This window comes from Paracoccus sp. NBH48 (assembly GCF_015390265.1).
Lineage (GTDB): Bacteria > Pseudomonadota > Alphaproteobacteria > Rhodobacterales > Rhodobacteraceae > Paracoccus > Paracoccus marcusii.
Genome location: NZ_VUOJ01000011.1, coordinates 25643 through 37791 on the forward strand (window position 1 = coordinate 25643; position 12149 = coordinate 37791).

Here is a 12149-nt window from a genome sequence, read left to right on the forward strand (position 1 = left end):
CTGCCGCTGAGCCGGCGCCCACCCTCGTCTTTCGACCGATCGCTTATCAGGGCCACATCTGCGCGGCATGAAGCACGCGAAGGATCGTCACGACAGACGGCGTCTCAGCATAGATGACAATGTAGTTCGGGCGAACGACCAAATCACGTGTTCCCTGAACGCGTCCTGACCGGCACCGCTTGGGATGCATTGGAAGTTGCGCAACCTTTCCCTGAATTTCCTCCATCAGGGCAAGAGCAGCATCAGGATTGTCATCCGAGATATAATCGACAATTGCCATGAGGTCGGCGGCCCCGAAGGCATTCCATTCGAGTTCAGGCACCCCGTTTGCCGTCGATCAATGCCCGGGCGTCACGCATGACCTGGTCATGTGGAACGCCAGGTCGGGTGTCTGTCAGCGCTTCCTGCACCTTCGCCCGAAACCAGCTATCATAGCTTTCAGGATTTGCAGTCAGACCGGCCGGCAGCCCCCCTTCAGCAGCCACACGGGTCAGCAGGATACGGACTGCGTCTGATAGGGTCAGGCCTACACCTGCCAATGCGCTACTGGCTTGTGCCTTGAGATGATCGTCCACTCGGACATGCAGCATTGAGGTATGGGTGGGCATTCAAGTCTCCTGTGTATCTCATATGAGATACACAATGACATAGGAGGATCAAGACTTGTTTGGCCTCATCTGGCTCAGCAGTGTGGAATGCTGCTTCAAGAATGAGATGGAAGGCATTGTAGGAACTATCATTATCGCTTTATCCCCGATATTACCCCCGAAAATTGTGGATAAGTCCTCAACGTCCGGTGGCTGAAAGATGTTATTGGCCGAAATTTAGGTCAACCAAGGTGCCTGATCAGAACTAGTCAGGCCATTCGTGCCTTTGGCATAGAAAGCTGACCTTGGGATGGCGCGGGAGCATCGATGCGCAGAGCCCAGAGACGCCCTTCGCGCTGTCTGCAACGAATGCAGTCGCTGCAGAAGATTACGGCCCATTGCCGCCGGTCGACCCTTGCCAGACGCCATAGTGCAACTTCCTCAGACCGGACGCTGGTGCCAAGCGCAGCGAGATCGGCCGAGAAGCGTCCGCTACGCGGGACAAAGCTGCCTGCTCAGTTGGTCTTGTTCGAACGCTGCGCAAGATATCAGACGTCGCAAGCGCGCGTTTCGAATAAAAAGAGAAATTGGAAGGCGTCGAAGTCCGGTTCTCAAATGGCAGTGACTCATCTGGCGACGGCGCGTCCGAGTATCGTCGACCAGCGTTCACCGCAGGCGGTGACATCAGTTAGTAGAACTAGCTCTGCTGGCAATGTGATCCTCGATCAAAAGGATAGACGGGTTCGGAGCGTCGTTGCCGTTCGGCAGTCGAAAGGCCGCATACACAGTCCATAAGCATTCTTAGATAAGAAAGGATGCTGCCAGTCCAATACCCAACCCGAAGACCAGCCCGATTGATATGCCTCTGAAAAAGAGGCAGCAGGGGCAAGACGTGTGGAGATAGTGCATGAAGCGCGATGTCCAGTGTTCCGGGGTGTCGCACCAGGACGGCAAAAAAGCCCGGCTGCCCCAGGCCATGAAATTGGAAAGCCAATTGTCTTCCCAGTCACCCGTGTCGCCGTCGAGTTCTTCGGCTTCCGGCTCGTTCGCGATTTCTGGAGTCTCCGGACGGAACCGGAATGGATTGATCATCAGTCACCTCACTGGCGAAATGTAGGGTGGTCCTCGAGGAGGAGTTTTTGCACCCGCCCATCAACGCAAGCCAAGGCTTCAAGTTGCGAGACCCGCGGCGGCTTCGGGCTCCTCAGGTCGATCTCCGCCGCTCTACGTCGGTCATGCACCGCCGACGTCGCATTTCGAGCGAAACGTCCGCTTCGGCTTGATGCTGCAGGTGCCCTGCCGCATCGCTGTCAGGCGGCTCTCCGCCCTTCGCGTCGATGCAGTCTTACGGCCATGAGGCTGCTTTCCAAAAAGGTATGGTGATAACAGTAACCGCCAATCCCGATGGCAGCCCGTGAGTGTCAAGAAAAAACGTCATTTTGACCTTTTGTCGGACCAAAAGGTCATACTGCTTTCCTCGGTAGGCAAATGCAGTGACATGCCGCAGATCTAAAGCTGCAATGCGGATCAACGAATGCCCGCCTCCCCTGCCCCTTTTTTAAAGTGTTCAAAAACGATCGTTTGCGCAACAGCGTCAAACGTGTTGCAAAAGCCGTCGCAAAGGCGAATTTTGCGACATGCCCATTATGGGCTGGCTTTTGCAACATCGGAGAAGCGGGCGATGGCGGTAGTGGGCTATTCCAGGGTATCGACCAGCAGTCAGGAGCATCGTCTGCAACTTGATGCTCTGAAGGCAGCAGGGTGCGACTACGTTGTCTCAGAGGTCGGAAGCGGAGCGGACGAGAACGCCCGGCCACAGTTGCAACGCCTGCTATCCAATCTTTCCAACGATGACACCCTTGTTGTCTGGCGGCTGGACAGGTTGGCGCGGAGTGTCAAAGAGCTGATCGCAATTGCCAACGAGCTTTCCGAACGGAAGGTTCGCCTGCGGTCCCTGAATGAACAAATCGACACGACCACGCCGCAGGGCAGGATGATGTTTCATGTCTTCGCGATGATCGCTCAGTTTGAGCGTGACCTGATCGCAGACAGGACGCGGGCAGGGTTGGAAGCCGCCCGCGCGAGTGGCCGGATCATAGGACGCCGGCGCCTGTTGGCGCCCGCGCAGATTGCCCAAGCCCAGGCATGGTTGGCATCCAAGCAAATGACCCAAGCTCAGGCAGCCAAGGCGCTTGGCGTCAGTCGCGCTACCCTCATACGGGCTATTTCTCCGGTTAAGGGGTATGGCGAATGATCGGTGCTTTCGCAGTCTTGGCTTTGACGCAGATGATCGGACCTAGCACCCTACCAGCTACCCCCCAAGCTCTGCATCTTTGCCTGTTCCCGGAGGAGCCTGTCGTCGATGAAGGGTTGGCAGCTGAGTACGGCATCTCTCCAAAAGACGAATATGATAGATATTTCAGTGATCTAGAGCGTTTCTGCAAAACCCGGAATCATGGGATTTTCATAGGGGTCTGCTTGTGATTCATCCTTTCTAGGAGGATGGATCATGTCAGCACCTTTACCGAATGCGCTGCGTGCGCGGTTCAAGGCTTGTCTCGAAGAGGGTTTGAGTGGGCGAGCTGCCGCGGCGCGATTGATGCTCTCGCCTGCGACGGGGTCTCGTTGGGCCCGGGCAATTCGGCAGCACGGGGATGCAGTGCCCGCGCCGCAGGGGCGGCCACGCGGGCGCGGAAAGCTTGCGCCGCATCAGGCCTTTTTTGAAGAGCTGGTCGCCCAGGATCCGGATATCACGCTCTATGAATTGCGCGATGCGCTGGCCATGGCCGAGGGCGTGAAGGTTCATCACTCCTCGATTGCGGCTCTGCTCAAGCGGCTTGGTTTCACCTATAAAAAAAATCGTTGGTGGCCTCCGAACAGCACCGCGCCCGTGTAAAACAAGCCCGGCACGAGTGGCAGGAGCGGCGCATTCCCTTTATGCGTCGCCAGCCCGAACGGCTGGTGTTCATTGACGAAACCTCCGTGAAGACGAACCTGACCCGACTGCGAGGGCGCGCCTGCCGCGGCCAGCGGTTGCGGATGGACGCGCCTTTCGGTGGCTGGGGCACACAGACCTTCATCGCAGGCCTCACGTCGGAGGGGCTCATTGCGCCCTGGGTGATCAAAGGCGCGATGGATGGCTCCGCCTTTGCGACCTATGTCCGCGATGTCCTGACCCCGGAACTGACGCCCGGCACGGTCGTCATCCTCGACAACCTGGCCACTCATCGCAACGTCGAGGCCGCCGAAGCCATCCGTGACGCCAAGTGTTGGTTCCTGTATCTGCCGCCCTATTCACCCGACCTGAACCCCATCGAGCAGGCTTTCTCGAAGCTGAAGGCGCATCTCCGCAAAATGGGCGCACGAACCTTCGATGACCTGTTCAAAGCCCTTGGTGACATCTGCAGCATGTTCTCACCCCAGGAGTGCTGGAACTACTTCCACGCGGCAGGGTATGTATCAGGTTAATACAGAAACGCTTTAAGCAATACGAACCATCTCAGTTAATGGGCCATGCCAAACGGCCAGGTTTCAGCCAAAAGCTTCGGCATGATCGTTTCTACAAATTGCTCCGGCGTTGCGCCCGCAAATAGATACTGTGCTTTTCCGTCTACGACCAAGTTCGCCATGCCATGGATCGACGACCAAACCACGAAAATCTCGGCCATATTGTCTTCCACAGCGCCTTTTTGACGCGTGATCGCGGCTGCAAAACCTGACAACGCACGGGTGGCAGCCGCCACATAGCGGGGGTTGTCGCGATCGACGAGATCAGGTCGGAACATCAGCCGGAACCGCCCAGCATGGGCCAGCGCGAAGCTGACATAAGCAATCGCCATTTGCCGCAGATCGGCAATAGGGTCATCAGTCGGTATGACCGCGTTCAGCGACGCGCCAAGGCTATCATAGCCTAGCAGAGCCACCTCTGTCAGCAGCCCCGAGGTGGAACCGAAGTGGTGCGCGGGTGCACCGATTGATACACCTGCACGCCGTGCAGCCTCGCGCAGCGAGAGGCCCTCGATCCCGCGGTCGCGGATGATGCCATCGGTCGCTTCGATCAACGCCACCCTCAAATTTCCGTGATGGTAGCCGGATTTCCCGGAGATGGAATCACTGTGCATCTATGCAGTGCTCAATTCTTGTGTTACGCGCCGTATCTTCACCGCGCTCCTGATAGTAACGAGGATACGACTAGAATGAAACACCGACTGATAGCGGCTTAAAACTAGGGATTTTCGCGTTCTTTTGCCTTTGCGGCGCTGGAGCGGGCTGACAAGATCGAAGCAACAGCTCCGTTGGGCGGGCCTCGTAAAGCTGTTAAACCGTTTTGTTAATGCCTTGGTGCCACTAACTCTTGATGGGATAAACCGAGCTTGCATTCGAAGCTCTATATGAAACCTACGTGCGGTTTGCACCTGTGGGATTTCATCTGCGCAGATTTCTCGACTGTTCCAGCAACGGGGCGTCTTTTGGTTCAAGGGCTCTTCATCTGTGCAGGAGTCGCGTTGCCCCCGGAAAAACAGCTGAAACTCTGAGCATTGGAAAGGTTGAGTCTTCCTGGCAGCACCTTGATTGGGTCCACATATCGCGACTGCGTCCCGCTGCTTCGACTTTTTCCGAACACCAGACGCTGCGCTTGACTAGGCACATAGCTGGGCAGGCTCCTGTGACATTTTCCGTTCAAAACCGGCCATGCCATCTGGCGACGATCCATGCACGAAGGCTACTTTTATGAAATTCAATATCTCTGCGGTCATTTCCCTGACGCTTCTGGCGTCTTTGTCTCCAGCATTCGCACAGGTGGGCGATCCGGGCGAAAGCCTGCGCCCGGCCAAATTGATGGTCCTGGAAGAGGCCGCCGACTTCGTCGAGCGGCGGTTTTTCGGGCGAATCGCGGCCAGATCGACCGTTGATCTGTCCTTTCGGGCGGGCGGCCAGATTGAGGAACTGCCTATCCGACAAGGCCAGTTTGTCGAAGCGGGCACTCTTCTGGGACGACTTGATCGCGGTCCCTTCGAACGCGCCGTGAATGAGGCGCAGGTACAGCTTAATCAGGCCGAACGGCAGTTGGCACGTCTCAGTGAATTGGGGGCGGGCGTCGTAGCCCTAGCTGAAATCGAGAATGCCCAGAGCACACGTGACGTGGCACAGGTGGCCTATGAGGATGCATTGGACAGCCTGAACTATGCCACGATGCAAGCTCCCTTCGACGCGCTCATCTCGCAGCGACTGGCGGATCAATATGCGACAGTTGCGGCGGGCGAACCCGTCGTTCGAGCACATGACATGAGCGAAATCCAGGTTCACATTCAGGTGCCGGAAATCCTGTTCCGCCAGTTCGGCGGCCAGCTGGAGTTTCAGGCCAGCGCGCAGATGGTCGTCGACGGCCCTCTTTATCCATTGGAATACCGCGAGCTGACCGCCGAGGCTGCCGAAGCGGGCCAGACCTATCGCGTAGCCTTCGCGTTCGGCGAGGATCAGCCCGAAAATCTGTTGCCGGGGGCCTCGGCCACGGTTCAGGTCACCGTCCAGCGCCCGGGCTCGGACAGCGTCGTGACGCTGCCGGCCAGTGCGCTGCGCTATGCGCCCGATGGCCGCCCTCAGGTGCTGGTTTATCGCCCCGATGACGCCGACCCCGATCGCGGCACGCTGGCCAGTCGCAGCGTCACGATCGAACCCGCCGGGGGCACCAGGTTTTACATGCTGGACGGTCCCGAGCCGGGCGTGACCATCGTCGCCTCGGGCGCGGCGATGCTGGCTGACGGGACGCGGGTAGGCCGCTTTACTGGTCTGTCCAACGACAATGGTCCTACGCCCGAGGCGTCGCAATGAACCTAGCACGTAAGGCGATCGACGCGCCGCTTCTGACTTGGCTTTTGATTCTCGGCTGCCTTCTGGGCGGCCTGTGGGGGTATGCGACCGTAGGCCGGCTGGAGGACCCGAGCTTTACCATCAAGCAGGCGGTGGTGATCACCTCCTATCCCGGGGCCTCGGCGGAACAGGTCGCCCGCGAGGTCAGCGAGCCCCTAGAATCCGCGATCCAGCAGATGGCCTCGCTGGACACGGTGACCTCGTCGAACAAGCCCGGCTCATCGCGCATCGATGTCGAAATCCTGTCTACGGTCAGTGGGGCCGAGCTGCCGCAGGTCTGGGACGAGCTGCGCAACCGCGTGGCCGATGCCGGTGCCCAATTGCCCGAAGGCGCGAACCTGCCGGTCGTAAACGACGATTTCGGCGATGTGTTCGGGATCTTCATGGCGGTGACCGCGCCCGGGTTTTCGGATGCCGAGATCCACGAGATCTCGACCTATCTGCGGCGCGAGATCCTAACGGTCGAGGGCGTGTCGAATGTGGCCATCGCCGGTTTGCCGGAAGAGGCGGTCTATGTCATGCCAGACATGGCCATCGCATCCAATCTGGGTGTCCCGCCCGGCGCTTTGATCGACCAGATCAGCGCGGCGGCAGCCGTGTCACCCTCGGGGTCTTTGGCGGCGGACGGCAACCGCTTCGGGATCGACGTGCCGCGCGGCACCAACAGCGTCGATGCGCTGCGCGAGCTGACCGTGAACGTGGGAACCTCGGTATTTCAGATGACCGACATCGCCACGGTCGAACGCGGTCGCGTTCCCCACCCCGCGCGAAATCATCCGCTTTGACGGGCAAGAGGCGTTCACGCTTGGCATAGCGGGTGTGTCGTCGCAGAACATCGTCGATATCGGCATGCGCGTCGATGCCAAGATAGCCGAACTGTTGCGGGAGCTGCCCCATGGCGTGCAGCTCCACCCCATTTATCAGCAACATCTGGTCGTGGACGAATCCTCGTCCGCATTTCTGGTCAATTTGGCGATGTCGGTGGCGCTGGTGGTGGTGGTGCTGGCGCTCTTTATGGGATGGCGGTCGGCGGTCGTCATCGGATCGACGCTGTTTCTGAACGTGATCGGAACGTTCTTCTTCATGTCGCTTGGCGGGATAGAAATGGAGCGGATCTCGCTTGGCGCGCTGATCATTGCGATGGGGATGCTGGTCGACAATTCGATTGTCTTGGCCGAATCGATGCAGATCAAGATGGCCTCGGGCAGCTCGTCCCGCGACGCCGCCGAGGATGGCGCGAAGCGGGTCCAGCTGCCGCTGCTGGGCGCGACGGTGATCGGCATCATGGCCTTTGCCGGCATCGGCCTGTCGCCGGATGCGACGGGCGAGTTCATGTTCTCGCTGTTCGCGGTGGTGGGGATCTCGCTGCTGCTGTCCTGGGTACTGGCGCTCACCGTCACGCCGCTTCTGGCCCATTACGTCTTCAAGCGCGGCAAGGGCGACGGTGAGGGTGGCGATTACAATGGCCCAGTCTTTCGGGCCTATCGCACGGTACTGGGTGGGGCGCTGAGGGCGCGCTGGCTGTTTCTGGCGGCGATGATCGTCATCACCGTGCTGTGCTTTCGCGGCTTTGCCTCGGTGCCCCAGCAGTTCTTTCCCGACAGCAGCACGCCGGTCTTTTATGCGCATTACAAACTGCCGCAGGGCAGCGACATCCACAGCGTGTCGGACGACATGCGCAAGGCCGAGGAATGGTTGCTGCAGCGCGACGAGGTGACGTCGGTCGCGACCTTCGTAGGCTCGGGGGCGACGCGCTTCATGCTGACCTATTCCCCAGAAGAGGCGCTGCCCAGCTATGGCCATCTGATCATCCGTACCGCCACGACCGAAACGATCCCGCGGCTGTTGGAGGATCTGAACGAATTTGGTCGCGAAACGCTGCTTGAGGGCGAGTTCCGGACCGAACGTCTGGCCTTTGGTCCCGGCGGCGGCGCGCCCATTCAGGCGCGGATTTCGGGGCCCGATCCAAAGGTTCTGCGCGCGCTGGCCGATCTGGTCAGCACCACGCTGACCCGGCAGGATGCGGGATTGATTGATATCCGGACTGACTGGCGCGAATACGAGCCCGTGCTGATCCCAGAATATGCCACGCAGCGCGCGCAGACGGCCGGGATTTCGCGCGCCGATCTGTCAGATGCCGCGCTGATGGCGACCGAGGGCCTGCCCGTCGCGATCTATCAGGAAGCCGACAGGCAGATCCCGATCCGCCTGCGCGGCAGCGGCGCCAATCCCGATCTCGCCCAGCAGATCGTCTATTCCGAGGCTGCCGAGGATTACGTCAGCATGGAGCAGCTGATCGAACGCGTTGGATGGGAGCCCCGCGACACCCTTATCCAGCGCCGCGACCGGGTTCCGACGATCACGGTCGAGGCGGGGATCCCCACAGGGGGCAATGCATCCGATGTCTTTTCTACCATCCGCGCCCCGGTCGAGGCAATCACCATGCCCGATAGTTATGTCCTCGAATGGGGAGGGGAATATGAAAACAGCACCGACGCGCAACGCAGTCTGGGCCAGCAATTGCCGGCTTCACTTCTGATCATGGTGCTGATCTCGATCCTTTTGTTTGGCAAGCTGCGCCAGCCGCTGATCGTGTGGCTTCTGGTGCCCATGGCCGTCAACGGAGTGGTGATCGGTCTTCTCATCACCGGCCTGCCATTCTCCTTCACCGCGCTTCTGGGGCTGCTGTCACTGTCGGGGATGTTTGCTGAAGAACGGCATCGTATTGGTCGAGGAGATCGATCTGGTTCGGGCAGAGGGCATGCCCTTCCGAAAGGCGATCATTGAAGCATCGACATCAAGGCTGCGCCCGGTCGTGCTGGCGGCGGTCACCACAATCCTGGGGATGGCTCCGCTGTTGTGGGATCCATTCTTTGCCTCGATGTCGGTGACCATCATGGGCGGTCTGGCCTTCGCAACTATCCTGACCCTGATCGCCGCGCCGGTCCTCTATTACGTGTTGTTTAGCAAGGAAAGAAAAATGGAGGAAGGCGGGAGTGCTAATCCGGTCGGGGCAAGCGGATGATGCGCGGCCTTGCGGCGAATGGGGCTGCCTTCAGGTCACCCATGACAGCACCTGCTGAGAGGCTTCGTGGCGCTAGCAGACTCCGGCAGCAATGCGCGTCCCGCAAATCGGGTGCAGATCAGCGGTAACGGCCTGCGGGACGTGTTTGATAGACAGCCAGCGGCGGCTGGAACAATGGATAATGGGAGAACTGGAATGACCAACGCTCAAGGGTGCTTGCACGCGAACAGGGCATCCTGCCTTTTGATTATGGCCATCACCCTGTTCCTTGGCGGGTGCGCTGCCAGACCCGGTCCTGAGGTTCTGCGAACGATCGAGGCGCGCGTTCCCGGCGCGCAGACCGTCACCATCTATGCCGCCACGACCCGTGAGCGGGCGGCTGAGAACGCTAATGTCTTCACCTCGGGGCGTGCCAGCCAGCCGAACTACTCGTCCTTCGATATCTCGGTGCCGCCCAACCATCAGCCAGGCGTGATCGAATGGCCGGACGAAGAGATCGACCCGCAGACCAGCTTTGCCACGGTCGGGCAAAGCATCCTGACCCGGCAGGGCTTCCTGCAAAAGGTCGCCGCATCGCAAGACAGCAGAAAGGACGTGCTCATCTTCGTGCACGGCTATAACTACAACTTTCCCGAGGCGCTGTACCGGCTGACCCAAATGACGGTCGATGCCGATCTGGACAACACTCCGATCCTGTTCGCCTGGCCTTCTCAGGCTGCCATTGCGGGCTATGTGGCCGACAAGGAATCCGTTACCTATTCGCGCGATGCGCTGGCCGATCTGCTGGCGGCGCTGGCGCGGGACCAGCGCATCGGCACGATCACCGTCTTTGCCCACTCGATGGGCGGCTGGCTGACGGTCGAGGCGTTGCGCCAGCTGCGCCTGTCGGGGCAAAATGACATCCTTGACCGCCTGACCGTCGTGCTTGCGGCGCCCGATATCGACGTCGATGTGTTCCGCGCGCAGATGCAGGTCCTCGGCCCGATGACGCAGCCGATGGCAGTGCTGGTCTCGCCCGATGACCAAGCGCTGCGCGTCAGCAACCGGCTGAGCCGCTCCCGCGCGCGCATCGGCGCGCTGGACATCACTGACCCGGCCGTGCAGCAGGCTGCGCGCAAGGCCCAGCTTGCGATTATCGACATCTCCAGCGTCGAGGCTTCGGACGGCCTGAACCATGACCGGTACGTCAGGCTGGCCTCCTTCTACGCCAATCGGGGGCGGGAGGGAGGAGACGGCCCTGGCCCTAGTCTTCGCCGCACAGGGGCCTTTGTATTCAACACGGTCGGCGCCACCCTTTCCAGCCCATTCTCGATCGTGGGCGAGGCTTTGGCGGGTGAGTAGGACCATCCCGCAGACCCGGCGTGGACGACGGTGGCTTGCCGGGGCTGCCTTCACGCTTGTCGTGCTGATCGCCGCAGCCCTGGTGGGGCTGGCCCTGAGGTATCAGCTGGATGGATTCGCGCGCTGGTTCTGGATCCTTGCCGTCGGCGTGACGGCCCTTGCCATTCTGGCGCTTCGGGCCGCCGGGCGACGCGGCGCGAGCCGGGCGGTGCTGCTGCCCCTCGTCGCCGTGGCTTTGGGATGGTGGCTGACGATCCGGCCCTCGGGCGATCGGGACTGGGCGCCAGATGTCGCCCATGGCGTGACCGCGCGGATCGAGGGGCAGACCGCCATTCTGGAGAATGTCCGCAATTTCGAGTGGCGCAGCGAACAGCATTTTACCCCGCACTGGGAAACGCGCCGCTATGATATCGGCGCGTTGTCCTCAGTCGATCTAGCAACATCGACATGGGGCAATCCAGCCATCGCCCATACGCTGATCAGCTTCGGCTTTTCTGACGGCGCCTTCCTGACCTTTTCAGCCGAGATCCGGCGAGAGCGGCACGAATCCTTTTCCGAGATCGGCGGCTTCTTCAAGAAATTCGAACTGGTGATGATTGCCGCCGACGAAGCGGACATCCTTCGGCTGCGGACCACCATGCGCCGCGAGGATGTCGCCCTGTACCCGTTGGACCTGACAGCGTCGCAACGCCGGGCGCTGTTCCTGACCTATCTGGACAAGGCGAACCAGCTGGCCGCGCAGCCCGCCTTCTATCATACGATTACCGCCAACTGCACCACGATCATCTTTCAACTGGCCCGGGTGGTCGAGCCGGGCATCCCGATGGACTGGCGCATCCTTCTATCCGGCTATCTGCCAGATTACCTGCATGACCATAGGGTGACCGGCGCCGGGCTGCCGCTAGAGGAGGTCAGGACTGACGCCCGTATCAGCGCCAAAGCACAGCAGGCCGACCCCGCCATTCCCTATTCCATTGCCATCCGTGCCGAGGATCCCCCCCGGCGCTGACCGTCGCCTTGCTTCCGCCGTTATCCTCGACTTTTCTTTCCTTCGCAAAACATAGAGGGTGTCATCCCCGGATTTCGTACGCCCGAGGGAAAGAGCGGAAGTTTGCGGTGAGCGGTGGCAATGCCGACTGAACTTTGCAACGGCATGAAGATAGGATCGTTGTGTGGCCGGCGACAGGTTGCGAAGCGTCATGTCGTCGATCATACGGCGACGCAGCGGGCTAACCGCTGATGTGGCATCAGCCATGGGATGGTCTCCTGATCAAAGGTTGGTCTCAGCAACCAAACCTTCTCATCAGGAGGCCATTCCCGCCAAG

The 12149-nt window shown here is 60.2% G+C and carries 13 protein-coding genes; 8 read left to right on the forward strand and 5 right to left on the reverse strand.

Annotation, left to right across the window (positions count from 1 at the left end; all coding sequences use genetic code 11):
* Window positions 1–46 precede the first annotated feature (46 nt).
* From F1642_RS13955 to F1642_RS13965, 3 genes are all read right to left on the reverse strand, one after another.
* Window positions 47–322: a type II toxin-antitoxin system RelE/ParE family toxin gene (locus F1642_RS13955; RefSeq protein ID WP_282029874.1), complete on the reverse strand. Its 276-nt coding sequence runs from the start codon at window positions 320–322 to the stop codon at window positions 47–49.
* A complete protein-coding gene (locus F1642_RS13960; RefSeq protein WP_072298561.1) occupies window positions 315–608 on the reverse strand; it encodes a type II toxin-antitoxin system RelB/DinJ family antitoxin in 294 nt (97 codons plus the stop codon). The genes F1642_RS13955 and F1642_RS13960 overlap by 8 nt, the downstream gene beginning before the upstream one ends.
* 780 nt (window positions 609–1388) lie before the next feature.
* The gene (locus F1642_RS13965) at window positions 1389–1679 is read right to left on the reverse strand and encodes a hypothetical protein (RefSeq protein ID WP_194886501.1); all 291 of its coding nucleotides are present in this window, start codon (window positions 1677–1679) and stop codon (window positions 1389–1391) included.
* A gap of 442 nt (window positions 1680–2121) precedes the next feature.
* Between F1642_RS13965 and F1642_RS13970 the strand changes: the two genes are divergently transcribed.
* Together F1642_RS13970 and F1642_RS13975 are read left to right on the forward strand one after the other, a co-directional pair.
* On the forward strand, window positions 2122–2841 hold the full coding sequence (locus tag F1642_RS13970) for a recombinase family protein (protein ID WP_255522466.1): 720 nt from the start codon (window positions 2122–2124) through the stop codon (window positions 2839–2841).
* A gap of 255 nt (window positions 2842–3096) precedes the next feature.
* Window positions 3097–4055, forward strand: a protein-coding gene (locus F1642_RS13975; protein ID WP_127898215.1) for an IS630 family transposase whose coding sequence is annotated in 2 segments (ribosomal slippage) — window positions 3097–3438 and window positions 3441–4055 — 957 coding nt in all. Because the reading frame shifts where the segments join, the coding sequence is not laid out codon by codon here.
* A 35-nt stretch (window positions 4056–4090) separates the two neighbouring features.
* Here F1642_RS13975 and F1642_RS13980 read toward each other — a convergent pair.
* Window positions 4091–4654: a TetR/AcrR family transcriptional regulator gene (locus F1642_RS13980; RefSeq protein ID WP_167550419.1), complete on the reverse strand. Its 564-nt coding sequence runs from the start codon at window positions 4652–4654 to the stop codon at window positions 4091–4093.
* A gap of 664 nt (window positions 4655–5318) precedes the next feature.
* On the opposite strand from F1642_RS13980, the gene F1642_RS13985 reads away from it, so the two are divergent.
* The 6 genes from F1642_RS13985 (at window position 5319) to F1642_RS14000 (ending at window position 11833) form a co-directional block, all read left to right on the forward strand.
* Window positions 5319–6419: an efflux RND transporter periplasmic adaptor subunit gene (locus F1642_RS13985; protein WP_164871408.1), complete on the forward strand. Its 1101-nt coding sequence runs from the start codon at window positions 5319–5321 to the stop codon at window positions 6417–6419.
* Window positions 6416–7243, forward strand: coding sequence for an efflux RND transporter permease subunit (locus F1642_RS16620; RefSeq protein WP_370582883.1), 828 nt, complete (start codon window positions 6416–6418; stop codon window positions 7241–7243). Before F1642_RS13985 ends, F1642_RS16620 begins: the two co-directional genes overlap by 4 nt.
* Window positions 7244–7277: 34 nt before the next feature.
* A complete protein-coding gene (locus tag F1642_RS16625; protein WP_370582884.1) occupies window positions 7278–9245 on the forward strand; it encodes an efflux RND transporter permease subunit in 1968 nt (655 codons plus the stop codon).
* The gene (locus F1642_RS16630) at window positions 9184–9483 is read left to right on the forward strand and encodes an efflux RND transporter permease subunit (protein ID WP_370582885.1); all 300 of its coding nucleotides are present in this window, start codon (window positions 9184–9186) and stop codon (window positions 9481–9483) included. The genes F1642_RS16625 and F1642_RS16630 overlap by 62 nt, the downstream gene beginning before the upstream one ends.
* A 195-nt stretch (window positions 9484–9678) precedes the next feature.
* On the forward strand, window positions 9679–10824 hold the full coding sequence (locus F1642_RS13995) for an alpha/beta hydrolase (protein WP_194886502.1): 1146 nt from the start codon (window positions 9679–9681) through the stop codon (window positions 10822–10824).
* Window positions 10817–11833 (forward strand): DUF4105 domain-containing protein, encoded by a 1017-nt coding sequence (locus tag F1642_RS14000; protein WP_205963140.1) that lies wholly within the window; start codon window positions 10817–10819, stop codon window positions 11831–11833. Before F1642_RS13995 ends, F1642_RS14000 begins: the two co-directional genes overlap by 8 nt.
* Here F1642_RS14000 and F1642_RS16635 read toward each other — a convergent pair.
* Complete coding sequence (locus F1642_RS16635) at window positions 11726–12079, reverse strand: phage integrase N-terminal SAM-like domain-containing protein (protein WP_205963139.1); 354 nt, start codon at window positions 12077–12079, stop codon at window positions 11726–11728. The two genes, F1642_RS14000 and F1642_RS16635, sit on opposite strands and share 108 nt — an antisense overlap.
* Between the last annotated feature and the right edge of the window lie 70 nt (window positions 12080–12149).

Bases quoted from the DNA above. Each gene is read 5' to 3' on its own strand.
- F1642_RS13995 (WP_194886502.1), top strand. From the start codon at position 9,679: ATGACCAACGCTCAAGGGTGCTTGCACGCGAACAGGGCATCCTGCCTT.
- F1642_RS16635 (WP_205963139.1), bottom strand. From the start codon at position 12,079: ATGGCTGATGCCACATCAGCGGTTAGCCCGCTGCGTCGCCGTATGATC.
- F1642_RS13960 (WP_072298561.1), bottom strand. From the start codon at position 608: ATGCCCACCCATACCTCAATGCTGCATGTCCGAGTGGACGATCATCTC.
- F1642_RS13965 (WP_194886501.1), bottom strand. From the start codon at position 1,679: ATGATCAATCCATTCCGGTTCCGTCCGGAGACTCCAGAAATCGCGAAC.
- F1642_RS13985 (WP_164871408.1), top strand. From the start codon at position 5,319: ATGAAATTCAATATCTCTGCGGTCATTTCCCTGACGCTTCTGGCGTCT.
- F1642_RS16620 (WP_370582883.1), top strand. From the start codon at position 6,416: ATGAACCTAGCACGTAAGGCGATCGACGCGCCGCTTCTGACTTGGCTT.
- F1642_RS13970 (WP_255522466.1), top strand. From the start codon at position 2,122: ATGCCCGCCTCCCCTGCCCCTTTTTTAAAGTGTTCAAAAACGATCGTT.